Origin of the sequence: Bacillus cereus group sp. N6 (assembly GCF_016483705.1) — a bacterium.
Classification (GTDB): Bacteria; Bacillota; Bacilli; order Bacillales; family Bacillaceae_G; genus Bacillus_A; species Bacillus_A wiedmannii.
In genome coordinates, this window is sequence record NZ_JAEHBI010000015.1 from 40,669 (window position 1) to 56,791 (window position 16,123).

Here is a 16,123-nt window from a genome sequence, read left to right on the forward strand (position 1 = left end):
CCTTTTTACATTGAAAATCGTTCAATTGTTTGTTTCAAGTCTGCTGCTTGCTTTTCTAAATCCTTTAACAATTGATCGATTACTACCATATTTTTAGATTGTTGCAACGTCACACGTGCTACTTCTTGTGAACCAGCTGATGTTTCCTCAGCAATTGCTGCTACAGCCTTCGTCTGTGCTCCGGTTTGATGAATGTGACTCACTTGTTCGTTCATATAGCCACTAATTTGCTTCGTTGCATCGGCAACTTCCATAATACTTGATGACATTTCTTTTAAAATTAATTCAGTAGCTTCCCCACGTTTCGCCTCTTCTTTAGCCGTTTTCACTTGCTCTGTCATTTTCAATGCGACTTGTTGCACTTCTTCTTGCATATTCCGTAATAACTGCGATATATTTCTTGCAGAATGATCGCTTTCATCGGCAAGTTTACGTACTTCTTCAGCTACAACTGCAAAGCCCCTTCCATGCTCTCCAGCACGAGCTGCCTCAATAGAAGCATTCAGTGCTAATAAATTCGTTTGACTAGCAATCTCACTCACAACAGAAACAATATGTTCTACTTGTTTCATTCGTTCTTCTAATTTCTGTACATTTTGCATCGAATTTTCATTTTCTTTTGCCAATGTTTGAATACCTTGAATTAAAGAAGTAAAGACTCGTGTACTTTGCCCTAAAGCTTGAACCATTTCTAAAGACAGCTCGTCAGACTGTTTTGCTTTTTCTTCTACTTCACTCGCAATAGAAGTTGTTGTATCAACAGCAGAAACAATCGCCTGAATGGAAGCTGCTGATTGCTCGGCGCCAGAAGAAATCTCTGCAAGAGTTTCAGACACACCTCGTGCTTGCTTTGTTGCTTCCCCTGTTTGCCTTCTAATTTGCTGAACTTGATTATTTGTATACGAAAATGTAGTATCAATATTTTTTACCATACCTCTTAAGTTCCCTAGCATCATATTAAATGCAACACTTAAAGATTTAATCTCATCATCTGTTTTTGGTAACGGGACATCTTCACGAATATCGCCATCGGCCGCTTTCCTTGCAGCCTCCTCCAACTTTCGAAGTGGTTTAATTAAAAAGATTGCTGCTCCATACGCTAAAATTCCAGACCATACTACACCTAATAACATAACGATAATATTATAAACAGTTTGACTTACATAACTTTGAAAATAATCGTATATCACGTAAATAAAAAATATACTTGTTGAATATGTAATAAAAGCTAAAACTGTAGTAAATAGCATAAGTTGTGTACGTAAGCCAAAGGAAAATGTCTTCCTTTCTTTTTTCATCTCTTCTTTCCCCCTTTTTATAAGCAACATAAGTACTACCTATATATTATTATCCATATTTTCGTTATAGAAAGATATAGGGATTTTTAAAACCATTATTTCTTTGAATATCAAATTACCTGAAAAAAATAAAGGATTCTGACAATTTATGACTAATAACAGAAATAAGGGGCAACATTTGTAAAATATATTTTGACTGGGGGTTTTGTATGATTCAGGTTCAAAATCTAGTAAAATCATTTGGCTCACTTGATGTTTTAAAAGGAATTGATTTACAAGTAAAAGAAAAAGAAGTTGTTGTTTTAATTGGTGCCAGTGGTTCCGGTAAAAGTACATTACTTCGCTGTCTTAACTTTTTAGAAATGTACGATGAAGGTGAAATTCACTTACAAGGTGAACGAATTGATCCACAGCATTCAAATTTAAACAAAGTCCGTGAAAATGTCGGTATGGTTTTTCAACACTTTAACCTCTTTCCCCATATGACCTCACTAGAAAACATCATAGAAGCACCTATTCATGTAAAGAAATTAGAAACAGCAAATGCAAAAGAGATTGGAAATCAGCTTTTGCAAAAAGTCGGTCTACAAGATAAAGCAGATGTAACTCCCCACCTCCTGTCAGGTGGTCAAAAGCAGCGCATTGCCATTGCACGAGCTCTTGCCATGAATCCTAAAATTATGCTATTTGATGAACCTACCTCAGCCTTAGACCCTGAACTTGTTGGAGAAGTATTGCAAGTTATGAAAGAACTTGCTGAAGAAGGAATGACCATGGTTATCGTTACTCATGAAATGAATTTCGCAAGAGATGTAGCTGATCGCGTCATATTTATGGATGACGGAAAGATTGTAGAGGACGCTCCGCCAGCACAATTCTTTTCAGCTCCATCACATGAACGAGCAAAACAATTTTTACGCAACGTTTTATAATGTAACTTCTGTTTCAAATGAAAAGAAATACATTCATACGGTGCACAACTAATTGTCCAAATAAAATATCTCAGTAACATACTTAAAACCATCCGTATGATCAATATATAGGAGGGGTTTTATGAAAAGAAAACTATTAACCATTGTTGCGAGTATTACATTATGTACATCCTTCATACTAGGAGCCTGTAGTAAGGAAAGTGCTACTACTTCTTCAAATGGTAAAAAAGAATTTCGTTATGCGATGAGTGGCTTATATAAACCTTTTAACTATAAAGAAAATGACGGAAAGCTTGCCGGTTTTGATGTGGAAATTGGTGAGGCACTTGCGAAAAAAATGAATATGAAACCCACTCCTATTACAAATCCATGGGAAACGCTAATTCAAGGTCTACAATCGAAAAAATATGATGCTATATTGGGCAGTATGGCAATTACAGAAGAGCGCTTAAAAGCTGTTAGTTTCTCAAATCCTTATTATCGTTCTGGTGCCCAAATTTTTGTGGCTAAAAAGAATACATCTATCTCTTCTCCAGAAGATTTGAAAGGTAAGAAAATTGGTGTTGTAAAGGCTAGTACCTTTAAAGACCTTGTTGCAAAACATACAGATCAAATCACAGAATATGACAGCGATATTACTGCACTTATGGACTTAGAGCCTGGACGTATTGATGCAGTAATCACTGATCAAATGGTTGGTTTACGTATGATCAAAGAAGGTAAATCAAATATAAAAGAAGCTGGAAAACCATTAAATCTTGATGAAATGGGAATTGCTATTCGTAAAGATGATAAAGAAATGGTTGAGAAAGTAAATAAAGCTTTAGATGAAATCATTAAAGATGGTACGTATGAAAAAATCAGTAAAAAATGGTTTGGGCGTAATATTCTCGGCGAAGAGGAAAAAACGAAGTAAATTAGCTAGTCAAATGTTTCATACATTATGCCCCACTTTTTATGTGGGGTATTTCATTCCCTACCAAAATCCATACAATATGAGGTGACACATATGTTTGAAATTTTTATGTCTACTTATCCCACACTCTTAAAGGCTACTATTGTCACATTACAATTAACACTAACATCCCTATTACTTGGTTCACTAATTGGATTACTATTCGCTTTTTTTCGAATCTCTAACAATAAGATTTTAAATAGTATTGCTCATGTATATATCGCCATTATTCGTGGTACACCTTTAATTGTTCAAATTGCCATTCTCTATTTCGGTATTACATCGATTATTGTCTTCACTCCTTTTTGGGCAGGAGCAATTGCTTTAGCAATCCATAACGGTGCATATATTACTGAAATTTTCCGCGGTTCCATTCAATCTGTCGACCGTGGACAATTGGAAGCCGCTCGTTCTTTAGGTATGCCTTATCCTTTAGCAATGCGCCGTATTGTATTACCGCAAGCATTTCGTCAATCTCTTCCTCCTTTAGGAAATCAGTTTATTATTGGATTAAAGGACTCTTCTCTCGTTGCATATGTAGGATTGTCCGAATTATGGGGATCAGGTTTATCAATTGCTGCAAGTAACTTCCAACAATTAGATACATACATAATCGTTGGTTTATATTACCTCGTACTTGTTCTTCTATTTACTTATTTTGTTAATCTTTTAGAGAAACGATTACAAAGAAAAGAAACAAATTCAGTTCAATTTAGCAAAAAGAATAAAAAAGAAGTCTCTTTATAAAAAAAAAGCAAGCCTGAAATGGCTTGCTTTTTCACTGCAAAATATATCAATTTTTATTGATTTACTTTTTTAATACTCTCTTCTTCCTCTATATGTTCCTCACGATATGAAATATTATGAGGATCTAGTCCATTTCCTAAAGAACCATAGAAATGCTCTCTATGCGGATCCACTAATTCACTTCCTTGATAATACACACGTGGTGTATTCCATAGCGCTGCCAAAGCTTTTGTCATTGGCATCTCATGATAGCGTTCCGGCCACATTTCTTTAATTTTCTCTTTTACTAACGGATAGTATTTAGAGCTCATAGCAGGGAACAAATGGTGTTCTGTATGATATGAGAAATTGAAATGTAAAACGTCTACCCAGCGCGGCACTGTTACTGATAAACAGTTCGCTAACGGATCATTTACTGGAACAATTGGATTTAAGCGATGATTTGTTGCGATATATGCCATTACAATAAAGTTAGCAATTAACAATGGAATTACATATGCAAATAACCATTTTCCAGGTCCCATAATAAACAATAAACTAATCCAAACAGTCCAAGGCAAAAGAAGTTGAAGCCATACAGATTTTTGATTGGATGACTTAAATTCCTTTATAAAATGAAAGAACATTCGAGTCGAATGTAACGTAAATTGAATGGTTAGTGACAGAAAACTAAAGAATGAACGAACATGAAGAGGCATGCGATATACCCACCTTAAAAACTTACTCTTTTTCAGTTTCTCAAGTGTAGGCCATGCATCTGGATCATTTTCTTCATGTTGTGTATGAACATGATGCGTTGCATTATGCCACTTTCTCCAAAGCTTCGGGCCAGTTGATAATGGCATAAATGCTATCGCGCCTAAAAAATCACGAAGCCATGCTTTTCTTACAACAGTTCCATGTAAAATTTCATGTCCTAAAAATCCAAGTGAAGCAAAACATAATCCAAGAACAATCGCAATTCCTAGATTCGCCCACACATTCAATTCAAATACACCAATCGATATTAACCCCGCCAATGCCACAAGCAAATAAGCCAGTCCACCAAATAAACGTGTAGGAACTGGTTTAAATGCTTTTTTCGGCAAATGTGGTGATACACGTGCTGCATACCACCCAAACGTATGAAGCTCCTTCATCCTTTTGCCCCTTTCTTATGCCGCGTCTTGCGCAACTTACATATATCAATTCTTGCTTCCAGATTGATTTTACTAGCTGATTAAAAAGCATCTATGTATAAGGAAAATATACTCACTCTATCGTCACTTATCTTTTCGCTTTTATTATCAATGAAAAACATTTCTCTTTTTACTCTCTATCAACCTTTCCACATGATGAATCATATCAATAGAATTTCCATATTGTCAACAACTTTTATGACCTAGTAATAAAAGTTGGTTATATTTTTATAATCATACTTTATTCCACTAAAGAAAAAACATAGATTTTATAAGGTTTTACCCATTATGCATATATATATGCTGACATACTATAGACTCTATCTTATTCAAGAACTCTCTGTGTAAACAACAAATAAACTCACCTGAATCTAGCTTTGCACAACTCCTATCTCTTCATACCGACAACACCAAAATTATATTGAAATAATTTTATCTTTCTTTTAATAAAAATAGGCTCTCTCTAAAACAGCACACATGAATTTCATATCTTATGGAAATATTAAAAGGAAAATTGTTCTAAAATCGGGAGGTTTCTATAATGACAAGCGATACATTTCCACAATTCCCATTATCTTATTGGATTGAATCTACTCAAATCCCTGCTTTTCCCCCTTTATCTGAAAATGTAAAGACAAAAGTTGCCGTTATCGGTGCCGGTATTACAGGTATTACTACTGCCTATTTACTTGCGAAAGAAGGCATCGATGTTGTTTTAATTGATTCTGGTCTTATTTTAAATGGAACGACTGGGCATACAACAGCAAAGGTAACAGCACAACACGATCTTATTTATGATGAATTAATAAATCATTTTGGTTTGGAAAAAGCGAGGCTTTACTATGAATCAAATAATCATGCTCTACAATTTATAAATGAGACGGTGAAAACATATAAAATCGACTGTAATTTCTCAAATGAAGATTCATATTTATATACAACTACTGATAATGGATTAAGAAGTTTATCAAAAGAATATGAAGCCTATCAAAAATTAAATATACCTTGTGACTATGTTCAATCTCTATCGATTCCGATTCCAGTACAATCTGCACTTGTCATGAAAAACCAAGGACAATTCCATCCCCTCCTTTATTTGAAAACACTTTTAGAAAAGTTTGTAGAGATGGGTGGAAAAGTTTATGAACAAACAACAGCTATTGATGTGGAAAAGGGTGATTATCCACAAGTCATTACAAAGAGCGGACATCGCATCACTTGTGAATATGTTGTCTCTTGTTCACATTTTCCTTTTTATGATGCGAATAGCTTTTTCTTTACGCGAATGTACGCAGAACGCTCTTATGCTCTTGCCATTAAAGCAAAAACAGATTATCCAGGTGGCATGTATTTAAGTATTGATGATCCAAAACGCTCCTTACGCTATACAACAAACAATGGAGAACAATTAATTTTAATTGGCGGAGAAAGTCATAAAACAGGACAAGGAATAAACACGATGCTTCATTACGAAGCACTGTATTCTTTTGCGGAAGCAACGTTTGGAGTAGATGAAGTTCCCTATAGATGGTCAGCACAAGATTTAATCACGCTAGATAAGCTTCCTTATATCGGACATATTAACGAAAGAAATCCAAATATATTTGTTGCAACTGGATATCGTAAATGGGGAATGACAACTGGAACTGCTGCCGCTCATTTACTGAAGGACTCCATTCTAAAAGTCCACAATCCCTATAAGGAGCTGTATGCACCATCACGCTTCCATGCAAATCCAGATATAAAAACATTCCTCTCCCAGAACATTGATGTTGCGAAACATTTAATTGAAGGAAAGATTGAAACCGCATTACGTAAGCCAGAAGATCTTGAAGTTGGTGAAGGATCTGTCGTACATGTTAATGGGAAACGAGCAGGTGCTTATAAGGACAAAGATGGGAAATTACATATTGTCGATACAACTTGTACACATCTCGGCTGCGAAGTTGAATGGAATAATGGTGATTGTACTTGGGACTGCCCTTGCCATGGTTCCCGCTTTTCAATTGAGGGAGATGTTATGGAAGGTCCAGCAGATCAACCGTTAAAACGAGTTGATAATGAGTAAACAAATAAAGAAGTTCAACAGGATTCCTGTTGAACTTCTTTATTTGTTATAAAACCTTTTCAGATAAACTTCGATATAAGAAGGGAAATATTAACATCAAATAAAATAATATATTTATCTATAAATAAAAGGAGGGAATACTATGCAAACTTCAGCTCCACCTCATCTAGAATCTACAAAAACTATCTTTTCAAGCTCTATTACAAAACTTGTTGTTTTTATTTGTTGGCTAGCCATTCTAGCTGATGGATATGATTTAGGTATTTACGGTGCCGTTCTGCCAAAGCTCCTAGAAGACAAAAGCTGGGCACTTTCACCGGCACACGCTGGTACAATTGCTAGCTATGCTTTATTTGGGATGTTTATTGGCGCTATTCTAGTTGGAACCATTACAGATCTAATTGGACGAAAATGGACGCTTATATGCTGTTTAGCACTTTTCTCCATCACAATGGGCCTTGCTGCACTTGCTCCTTCCCCTGAATTATTTGGTTTATCTCGATTTATCGGAGGAATCGGATTAGGCGGTGTTATTCCAACAGCTTCAGCACTTACTGTTGAATATTCACCAAAAAAGCGACAATCTTTTATTTATGCTCTTATGTTTACTGGCTATCCTTTAGGTATCGTGTTAGGTGCTATTTTGTCTATGTTTATGTTAGAAGATTTCGGATGGAGAATTATGTTTGGCATCGGAATGATTCCACTACTCCTCATTCCTTTCATCATTCGTTATTTACCTGAATCCATTCAATTTTTGTTATCACGTAATCGACAAGAAGAAGTGGAACAAATCCTTAATCGTTTTCAAATTGAATTCAATGCAAAAGAGGAAACTCATCAAGCCCCACCTAATATACGAAAGAAAAATGGATTTCTTACGTTATTCTCAAAAGAGTACATAAAAGCGACGCTGCTTTTTTGGATTACTTATATAATGGGAATGTTTTTAATATACGGTTTAAACACTTGGTTACCGCAGATGATGCGCCAAGCAGGATACCCTCTTGGATCTAGTCTATCATTTTTACTTATGCTAAATATTACTGCCGCTATCGGTGCATTATTTGCTGGAGCAATCGCGGATCGTATAGGGGCTAAAATTGTTATTAGCATCTCCTATCTTATGGCAGCTATATGTATTGGACTATTAACAATTAAACCATCTGTTACAATCATTTATCTTTTAATCGGCCTTGCTGGAATTGGATCAGTCGGTATTACTCAAATATTAAATGCATATGTAACACAATACTTCCCATCCCATATCCGAGCTACCTCCTTAGGCTGGGGACTTGGACTTGGCCGAGTTGGTGCGATTGCTGGTCCTATTCTTGTCGGTATTATTATGACAATGCAATATGACTTAGCATGGAATTTTTACTTATTCTCATTCGCGGGTCTTCTTGCAGCTATATCTGTTTTCTTTATTCCTACAAAATAAAAAAAGAGCACAAACTCACTTGTGCCCTTTTTCATATACTTCAAACAACATATCTCGAAACAATGTATTTAAACTCTCAATATCGATTCCTGATCCCTTTTCAATTCCTTTTACATATTGCTGATAGTAATGAATTTGTTCTTCTAAAAATTGATTCAACACCTCAATTTTTAATCCAACATCTAATTCAGTACCTGCCTTTTTCTTTATTAACAACTGTTCAATTTCATCTAATACGCTACGTTCTAACGATAATTCTGTAATCAATCGATCGAATTCTACAGGTGGTAAAGTTGTTTTCTCCTCTAGCCACTTACAAGCTAAAATCGGACGCAATACATAAAAGTATTTTTTCAATTTTACGTCCTCACCTTGCAAAAATTCACGATAATTTTTTGAAGCCATATGTAAGTAATGATATATCGTTGCTTTTGGATCAAAGTGCTTATCACTCATTTGCTGAAGCTGTTCTGGAAAATGAGAGTTTTTCGAATAGAAAATCGGTGATCGAATCCATTCGAGTAAAGCTGGGTTTGACTTTGCGAATAACTGTAACGCCTTTTTAATATCCCACCCGCTTATATCTAAATCATCACTAATCGGATACTCAATTACATCTCGTTTATCATGAATTGATAAATACCACTCTACCGGATGCATATAAACAAATCTAACATCATAATCACTATCTTTCGATGGAAATCCCCAAGCACGACTCCCTGATTCCACTGCAAATAAAATTTTCACATCATTCTCTTGTTCAATTCTTGCTAACTCCACTCTAATTTTCTCTCTCATTTCATACCCTCTCCATTTTTTGATTATTTCCTTGGAAATTCGACAAATATACTCCTAATTTTACTACATACTAAAATAGCTGTCAGAAAATTCCCGACAGCCTACCAAAATCCTTTATTTTTTACTTGTTCTTTTCTTTTACACTAACCGCAATTCGTTCAAACTCTTTTTGAATCTCCTCTTTATATGCATCTACTTTTGAAAAATCCATAGCAGCAATATATATTCGTTCTAATTTATCACGAACTGATTTCGCTTTCGCTAAGAAAGACATCGCCTCATTCATTTTTGCTTTATATTGAATCGACACGTCACGAATTTCTGTCGCATACTTCTCATCTGTCCCTGGTGTCACAATCAAGGCATACATATCTATAATTTCATCACCTTCGCGGCTCGGAAAATATTCATGTGGTGCGGTGCTATCAAAAATTGCAAACCCTAATTCTCTTACGATAACCATATCAAGACTATTTGGATCAAATCCACAATGATATACTTCAACTTCAAATCCTTTTTCTTCTGCTGCCTTAGCTAATTTTTTAAGCATTGTTGATTTCCCAGATCCTGGGCGTCCTTTTATAAAATAACGATGTGGTAATCCCTCTGTTAAATTAGGAACAAAATCAACTGCTCCTTTCGGTGTAGCTGCCCCTAAAAACCGATGTTTCACAAGCGATTGTTTCCCGCCTTTATCTGTAAATAACTTCTGAATCAGCTGATCAGTTAGTTCATTTGCTTTATTAAAATCAATATTATTAATATATATTTTCTCCCACTCGTCATGTATAACTAGTGCCTCGTTAAAACAAGCGTAAGCAGTTTGAAAAGCCTTGCTTGCTTCTGAAACAAATCGTTCAATTTCCACCTTCTGCTTTCTTAATTTATCTGAGTCCCAAGCAACCCCTAAATTAATATACTCTTCGACAACTCCTGGCATTTTCGGCTCAATAACATGCGGTGATGTTCCATCAACAATTCCTACTTTTAACTTCGGGATAATTACACCATCAACCGATTTATTATCAGAAGAGCAGTGTAAAAATTCAATATCATATCCTTTTTCAACCCACTCGCGACCTATTGCTTTGATTAAAGAAGATTTCCCGGTTCCAGGACCACCCTTTAAAATAAATAACCTGTTTAGCCCTTTTAAATTCTCATCGTATAAATTATAAAATCCTCTAGCTGTATTTCCACCAGCGTAATAATTCAATACATTCCCTGTCACTGCACTCACTCCTTCGCAGCATTCTATTTACATAAGCTACAATATGCGAGCAACTTTATTTGGGTGAATACCTATTTTATATTGCACGAAAAAAGGAAATGAATTACAATTTAAAAGTAGTGAATATTCAGAAACGAAAACTTAATATGTCTTTATCAAGAGAGGCAGAGGGACCGGCCCTTTGACGCCCAGCAACCTCAGTTTATACAAACTGAATAGGTGCTAATTCCTGCAAAATGCATTGCATTTTGAAAGATAAAACGTAACTATTGTGTACAAAACTCATCTTTCTTGATTATGAAAGGTGAGTTTTTTTATTTCAAAACATATATTGGAGGTATTTAAAATGAAAGTAATTGACCTATCACAAACATTTGAAAACAATATGTCCCAATTCCCTGGAACACCAAAAATCAATTTAGGAGCCATTACAAGCGTTGAAGAGACAGGCTATCAAGTTACAGATTTTCATTCTGTCGTTCATGTTGGCACGCATTGTGATGCTCCTGCTCATTTCATTTCAGGCGCAACGACTATTGATCAATTACCCCTAGATCAATTTGTAGGCGAAGCTGTTCTTATTGATGTAACTCATGTACAAGAACGAAAACTACCTAAAGAAGTATTACACAACGCTGACATAAAAGAAGGTGATATTGTCATTTTCCATTCCAATCTATCTACGAAATGGAATACAGAAGCATATGAGAAAGAAGCTTTTTATCTTTCTGAAGAATTAGCTGAAGAACTAGTTCAATTAAAAGTAAAATCTGTCGGTTTAGATTTCATCTCTCCTGATGAGGTAACGACAGAAACATCGCCAATTCATCACATACTACTTGGGAATAATATTTATTTAATCGAAAACTTAACAAACTTAGATGCAATTAACACGAAACGTTTCTTTTTCTCAGCGGCACCTTTAAAAATTAAAGATAGCGACGGTGCTTTCGCAAGGGCATTCGCTGTAATTTTTTAAACAAACTATACAAAAAAGCAAAGATCATCATTGACCTTTGCTTCTATTTTTTTTATTTAAACTAAGAAAGAATTGCTCAACACGAGGACGTAACCAAGCTAAATAATCTTTCTCTTTCTTCTTTGTACAAGCTATTTCTTCGCCATCTACCATTCCGACAAGCTCTAGCTCTAACAGTTGCCTCGTAAATGCTAACATATTTATTTCTTCGTCTGGATACTCTTCTTTTAATTTCTCCTCAATTTCCCCCAATAAAAAACCGTCACGCATCATTGCCAATGCATCAATCCAAAGTGGCGGCATTTCATATTTTTCTCCTGTAATTGTATCTTTTACAATATAATTCTTTTGCTCTTTTCGAAATTGAATCGTGTGTAAACATACAGTCGAATTTAATGTTAATTCCATCATACCACCTCTTTCATAATATCTGCATAGAAAAAAGGATGCGCGTGCACCCCTTCTTTCTCTAACACTACCGAACCGTTACATGAATAATAAATCTCATGTCGATATTTTCCTCCATTATAAACGAAGTATTTTATAAAAAAAACCCTTCTTGAAACATTTTATAAAATGTTTATATTTACACAACAAGAACACTTTTCTGAAAAATATTTTTCTCTAGCACATTATGCTGTCGGTAAAAAATTTCCTCTTTCGTTCCTATTCCCATGCTACTTTGAATCGCGATACTTCCTTGATGTTCCTCAATGATTTTATATGTAATCATTAACCCCAGTCCCGTACCATTCTCCTTTGTTTTGTAAAAAGCTTTACCGATTTTCTCTAACAAATCCGTTAATTTTTTTAAATAATTTAAAAGCTTCTCTTTCCTCATATATCAAGCTTTTAAATTTGTTCATATAAATACTCCTCATACTCAATACAAAAGCTCTACATATTATCTCCTTAAATTATAAGTATGAAATTGCTTTCAGGGTAAGATGTAACCTTATCATACGAAAAGGAAGGAGATTTCCCCTTCCTTTTCGTCACAACTTATATCCACCTTACCCGATCATGTAGCAATCCATCCGTAAAGTCATTTCCGCCCACTACAAAATCCTTCATATATAAATTCAAATATTCTCCGTACTTACTCTCTGTATTTAATAATAATTCCTCTACATAATAGGCACCTTGTTTAAAGTTATCGAACAGTAAACTACACAAGCCAGCATAAATTCCGCATCCTACTTGGAAGTAAGTCGCATTCGTTTTATATTTATGAAAAACTTGACTGCTATTCATCACGTTATACATATATGTCTCACTATTTTCATAAACGAGTAATACACCTACTAGATCCTCGCCGGCAATCTCTTCTTCGGCTGGATTAAATACTTTACGATTCCAACTCCACAAATCTTCTACTTGATCTAAGTTCTGTCTAATTACATTAGTCGTATACTCATTAATTCGGTAAAGAAAACCCACTTCCATATTGAAGTTTTTTCCTAAAATTAAAACTTCCTCATGTGGCATTAAACAGCCATAAAACTCTTTCTCTCCTAACTTTACTTTATACTCTGAAGCATATACATCTTCATAAAAATAAAGAGGACGATGATGACTCATATACATCGGATAACTCCATATCGCTTCATCTAGAAATCGCTCTACTGCCCATGAAGCATAAAGTGTATGAGGCTTTATAAGTGCTGTATCATTTAAAAATGACGTATCATGTTCTACTATATAACATGCTCTTGGCTTTTCCTTTGGACGTTCCTTCATAAGTTCAACAACCATCCATTGAACAACACCTGGATTCATACCTGAGCCTATAATTGCTTTTGTATTTGTAAATTTCTCTTTCTCCTTCTCAAACCTCGTATATCTTTCCGTAAGCTGAAAACCGATTAAACTATCGTCCTGATCTACTTCCTCATTTTCCAAAGCTGAATTAATATAACAAATTCCAAGTTCATTACAACAACTTAATACTCTGATTGTATCTGCCCCCGAAACATCAATAACAACACCCGTGCTTTTTTCTTTCAAATGTTGTTTGAATTTCACTACATCTTGAAGGTCAATTTCATATAAAAACAATTGATCTTTCAAATTTGGAAACAACTCACCATAATAAGCCCTATCTTTTTGTTTTATGTCAACCAAATGAAATGTAACATTCTTTATCGCTTCATAAATCGGGTCTTTTTCATTTGCTATCGCTTGATTTAAAATTGCTAAAACTGCTTTTGCTGCTCCACCAGCACTACCAAGTAATGTAATCGATAACGAATTTGGAAACTGCTCCACAAACAAAACCCCTTTAATATATTAGTTGAGCAGTTCTCCCACAAAAAAATAAATTGAATATATAAAAAATGGCTCGTACATATTTTTTATAATTTTGCACAAGATTTCCTCTTCAAAGGTCACACTAACACATTTATATTCAATTCATTTTCCCTCTCATATTCAAATCGAGCTAAACAAATAGGCTCGACCTTTTCTTCTGCATATAAAAGAAAAAGCCAGCCCTTTCAACTAGATTACGGACAATGGACAGATTTCACATGTTGAATATTCACATACATTTTTGCATCACGTGCTTTTAATATTTCAATATGCCCTTCATCAATCTTTGCCATCTTTCCGATTTTATTAGATTCCTCACCTAAATCGAACACCATGATTTTGCCGGACATTTTAATAAGCTGTTCTTCGAATGTTCTAGCTAACGTAATATTTAATGGATTCACGGGGAGTTCATTTTTATTGAGGGCGTACGGGACTTGGTTTTCTTTATACGGAATTAACCATTTCAAATGCTTTAAAGATATATATACTGTTTTATAAACTGGGCTATAAAAAACAATATAATCGTTCATTACACTTGTAACATAACCATGTATTGGAGCATTTCCTGCTACATAAACCTCTGTAAAAATCCCTTTAGAAGTGCTTAATACTTTTCTTAAAGAAATAGAAGGCGATTCCCTCTTAATTACAGAGTCAACATCTGGTTTTGATATTTCCTCATCATATGGTCTTAAAAATTTATAATATTGTACATGGTATAAAGATATATATACGTAGTCTTGTCCATTGTAAAGAACAACAATATCATTTCCTACGTCTATTAATACACCTTTAAATCTTTTTTCACCGATTAGTTTAACATATATATTTTCTCCAATACTTTTGTTTAACTCATTCATCTATATCCTCCTTCCTATAAATTTTTTGCTTTCCTATTCTCCATTCAAAAAAATAATCAGGGGCAATGTTCCGTCTTAATAGTAAAGACTTCCTTTTCATACTATCCGAAATAAGAAATCGTTCTTCACCTTCAACCATAATGCCCCTCTTATTTATCAAACATTATTCTTCTTCATTCTTTTTACATTTCACTACTTGGCTCACACTCTTAATATGAGACTTAATTACATAAATAACTTCATCGCAGTTTACTAGTGTAATACAGTCATGGTGTACCTCACTTAACAAACCTTCTACACATTCTGGACCGCCACGATTAATCTTTACCCACTTATACTTCAAGTCACGTAATACATCGACAAAAGTATCATCATCAGAGCAGAAACTTGAAACATAGCAATCGCCACATTTACTTTCTTTCACTTTCTTAACTAGACTCTTCACATGCTTTAGTTGGTAATATACTAATTCACCAAGAGGAAGTTGTAATGTAAGGTAATCTCTTCCTAACGATACAAGTACCCCCACTCGACTCTCTGGTCCACGAAGATTTACTTTTACAGTCTCACCGACTAAACATTTAATTTGCTCACAGCATAATATGCTCTCCAATTTCGTATCCCCCTTTCTTATTATCTTCCTCTACTTGATTGTCTTTGTGCACGAGCGCGACCTGAATTATTGCTACTACTTTCCTTACTACTACTATCGTCGCTCTCATCGCTCTCTCCGCATGCTAATGCATTATAGTTAACGCTTTTAATATGCTTTATTGCAACTAATATAATTTCTTCTTTTACGATCAATGTTACGAAATCACACGAAACATCTTGTAAGATGCCTTCTACTTTCTCTGGACCACCGCGATTAATTTTCACCCAGCAATATTTGAAGCTTTGAAGTAGTGCTTCAAAGTCTTCTGCACATGCACAATCTTCCCAATCGCAATCACTTGATCCACAGTCTTTCGCATTTTTTGTAATACTTTTTAGATGACTAAGTTGATAGTAATAAAGCTCACCTTTTTCATTCTGCAATACGAAGTAGTCCGGACATACTGATATTATTGTTCCTTTTTGAGATTCTGGACCACCCCTGTTTACTCTCACAAAAGATCCAATTAAGTCTTTCAAAAAATCACAATGAAATAAACTCACGAGAAAACCCCTTCCATTAATTTATAAGCATTTGCACTGATAGTATATGTATCTGTACAGGTTACGTTCTCTATGTTTGTCCTAGCTAGAAAAAAATATGCTTTTAACATGGTAGACTACTACCTATCAAAATTCGAAGAAATGCTAAACGCTCCTTAGGCT

15 protein-coding genes, 2 pseudogenes and 1 riboswitch are annotated in these 16,123 nt (G+C 34.8%); of the genes and pseudogenes, 6 read left to right on the plus strand and 11 right to left on the minus strand.

Annotation, left to right across the window (positions count from 1 at the left end; translation table 11 throughout):
* Nucleotides 1–5: 5 nt before the first annotated feature.
* A complete protein-coding gene (locus tag JDS99_RS13260; protein WP_412677814.1) occupies nucleotides 6–956 on the minus strand; it encodes a methyl-accepting chemotaxis protein in 951 nt (316 codons plus the stop codon).
* Nucleotides 948–1,328, minus strand: a pseudogene (locus tag JDS99_RS32770) (HAMP domain-containing protein); the annotation flags it as partial. The gene JDS99_RS13260 and the pseudogene JDS99_RS32770, both read right to left, overlap by 9 nt.
* A gap of 179 nt (nucleotides 1,329–1,507) precedes the next feature.
* Here JDS99_RS32770 and JDS99_RS13265 point away from each other — a divergent pair.
* From JDS99_RS13265 to JDS99_RS13275, 3 genes are all read left to right on the plus strand, one after another.
* Nucleotides 1,508–2,230 carry an amino acid ABC transporter ATP-binding protein gene (locus JDS99_RS13265; RefSeq protein ID WP_098147510.1) on the plus strand — a complete coding sequence of 241 codons (723 nt, stop codon included), beginning with the start codon at nucleotides 1,508–1,510 and terminating at the stop codon, nucleotides 2,228–2,230.
* Between the two features lie 121 nt (nucleotides 2,231–2,351).
* Nucleotides 2,352–3,146, plus strand: coding sequence for an ABC transporter substrate-binding protein (locus JDS99_RS13270; protein ID WP_046953749.1), 795 nt, complete (start codon nucleotides 2,352–2,354; stop codon nucleotides 3,144–3,146).
* A 93-nt stretch (nucleotides 3,147–3,239) separates the two neighbouring features.
* On the plus strand, nucleotides 3,240–3,932 hold the full coding sequence (locus JDS99_RS13275; RefSeq protein ID WP_000461606.1) for an amino acid ABC transporter permease: 693 nt from the start codon (nucleotides 3,240–3,242) through the stop codon (nucleotides 3,930–3,932).
* A 53-nt stretch (nucleotides 3,933–3,985) separates the two neighbouring features.
* Here JDS99_RS13275 and desB read toward each other — a convergent pair whose 3' ends face one another.
* A complete protein-coding gene (gene desB / locus JDS99_RS13280) occupies nucleotides 3,986–5,071 on the minus strand; it encodes a Delta(10) desaturase DesB (RefSeq protein ID WP_064477210.1) in 1,086 nt (361 codons plus the stop codon).
* 580 nt (nucleotides 5,072–5,651) lie between these two features.
* Between desB and JDS99_RS13285 the strand changes: the two genes are divergently transcribed.
* Complete coding sequence (locus tag JDS99_RS13285) at nucleotides 5,652–7,178, plus strand: FAD-dependent oxidoreductase (protein WP_199695209.1); 1,527 nt, start codon at nucleotides 5,652–5,654, stop codon at nucleotides 7,176–7,178.
* A 142-nt stretch (nucleotides 7,179–7,320) separates the two neighbouring features.
* Nucleotides 7,321–8,622, plus strand: a complete 1,302-nt coding sequence (locus JDS99_RS13290; RefSeq protein ID WP_097889287.1) for an MFS transporter — start codon at nucleotides 7,321–7,323, stop codon at nucleotides 8,620–8,622.
* Nucleotides 8,623–8,637: 15 nt separating this feature from the next.
* Here the strand turns inward: JDS99_RS13290 and JDS99_RS13295 are convergent, their stop codons facing one another.
* Nucleotides 8,638–9,420, minus strand: a complete 783-nt coding sequence (locus tag JDS99_RS13295; protein ID WP_097889286.1) for a nucleotidyltransferase domain-containing protein — start codon at nucleotides 9,418–9,420, stop codon at nucleotides 8,638–8,640.
* Nucleotides 9,421–9,541: 121 nt separating this feature from the next.
* Nucleotides 9,542–10,651 carry a PRK06851 family protein gene (locus JDS99_RS13300; RefSeq protein ID WP_199695210.1) on the minus strand — a complete coding sequence of 370 codons (1,110 nt, stop codon included), beginning with the start codon at nucleotides 10,649–10,651 and terminating at the stop codon, nucleotides 9,542–9,544.
* Between the two features lie 149 nt (nucleotides 10,652–10,800).
* A riboswitch (SAM riboswitch) is annotated at nucleotides 10,801–10,913 on the plus strand.
* An 84-nt stretch (nucleotides 10,914–10,997) separates the two neighbouring features.
* Between JDS99_RS13300 and JDS99_RS13305 the strand changes: the two genes are divergently transcribed.
* Complete coding sequence (locus JDS99_RS13305) at nucleotides 10,998–11,630, plus strand: cyclase family protein (RefSeq protein WP_046958871.1); 633 nt, start codon at nucleotides 10,998–11,000, stop codon at nucleotides 11,628–11,630.
* A gap of 27 nt (nucleotides 11,631–11,657) precedes the next feature.
* On the opposite strand, the gene JDS99_RS13310 is transcribed toward JDS99_RS13305, so the two are convergent.
* The 6 genes and pseudogenes from JDS99_RS13310 to JDS99_RS13335 form a co-directional block, all read right to left on the minus strand.
* On the minus strand, nucleotides 11,658–12,038 hold the full coding sequence (locus JDS99_RS13310) for a hypothetical protein (protein ID WP_000424111.1): 381 nt from the start codon (nucleotides 12,036–12,038) through the stop codon (nucleotides 11,658–11,660).
* Between the two features lie 178 nt (nucleotides 12,039–12,216).
* A pseudogene (locus tag JDS99_RS13315) lies at nucleotides 12,217–12,423 on the minus strand (ATP-binding protein); the annotation flags it as partial.
* A gap of 209 nt (nucleotides 12,424–12,632) precedes the next feature.
* Nucleotides 12,633–13,898, minus strand: coding sequence for an S-adenosylmethionine decarboxylase related protein (locus JDS99_RS13320; RefSeq protein WP_088061581.1), 1,266 nt, complete (start codon nucleotides 13,896–13,898; stop codon nucleotides 12,633–12,635).
* A gap of 236 nt (nucleotides 13,899–14,134) precedes the next feature.
* Nucleotides 14,135–14,803 (minus strand): LSm family protein, encoded by a 669-nt coding sequence (locus JDS99_RS13325; RefSeq protein WP_001004279.1) that lies wholly within the window; start codon nucleotides 14,801–14,803, stop codon nucleotides 14,135–14,137.
* Between the two features lie 163 nt (nucleotides 14,804–14,966).
* Nucleotides 14,967–15,416: a spore coat protein gene (locus JDS99_RS13330; protein WP_088061577.1), complete on the minus strand. Its 450-nt coding sequence runs from the start codon at nucleotides 15,414–15,416 to the stop codon at nucleotides 14,967–14,969.
* A 20-nt stretch (nucleotides 15,417–15,436) separates the two neighbouring features.
* Complete coding sequence (locus JDS99_RS13335; protein WP_088061576.1) at nucleotides 15,437–15,961, minus strand: spore coat protein; 525 nt, start codon at nucleotides 15,959–15,961, stop codon at nucleotides 15,437–15,439.
* Between the last annotated feature and the right edge of the window lie 162 nt (nucleotides 15,962–16,123).

Excerpts from the sequence above, each read along its gene's own strand:
- desB (WP_064477210.1), bottom strand. The coding sequence starts at position 5,071 with ATGAAGGAGCTTCATACGTTTGGGTGGTATGCAGCACGTGTATCACCA.
- JDS99_RS13310 (WP_000424111.1), bottom strand. The coding sequence starts at position 12,038 with ATGGAATTAACATTAAATTCGACTGTATGTTTACACACGATTCAATTT.
- JDS99_RS13325 (WP_001004279.1), bottom strand. The coding sequence starts at position 14,803 with ATGAATGAGTTAAACAAAAGTATTGGAGAAAATATATATGTTAAACTA.
- JDS99_RS13265 (WP_098147510.1), top strand. The coding sequence starts at position 1,508 with ATGATTCAGGTTCAAAATCTAGTAAAATCATTTGGCTCACTTGATGTT.
- JDS99_RS13295 (WP_097889286.1), bottom strand. The coding sequence starts at position 9,420 with ATGAGAGAGAAAATTAGAGTGGAGTTAGCAAGAATTGAACAAGAGAAT.
- JDS99_RS13290 (WP_097889287.1), top strand. The coding sequence starts at position 7,321 with ATGCAAACTTCAGCTCCACCTCATCTAGAATCTACAAAAACTATCTTT.
- JDS99_RS13260 (WP_412677814.1), bottom strand. The coding sequence starts at position 956 with ATGATGCTAGGGAACTTAAGAGGTATGGTAAAAAATATTGATACTACA.
- JDS99_RS13285 (WP_199695209.1), top strand. The coding sequence starts at position 5,652 with ATGACAAGCGATACATTTCCACAATTCCCATTATCTTATTGGATTGAA.
- JDS99_RS13275 (WP_000461606.1), top strand. The coding sequence starts at position 3,240 with ATGTTTGAAATTTTTATGTCTACTTATCCCACACTCTTAAAGGCTACT.
- JDS99_RS13305 (WP_046958871.1), top strand. The coding sequence starts at position 10,998 with ATGAAAGTAATTGACCTATCACAAACATTTGAAAACAATATGTCCCAA.
- JDS99_RS13270 (WP_046953749.1), top strand. The coding sequence starts at position 2,352 with ATGAAAAGAAAACTATTAACCATTGTTGCGAGTATTACATTATGTACA.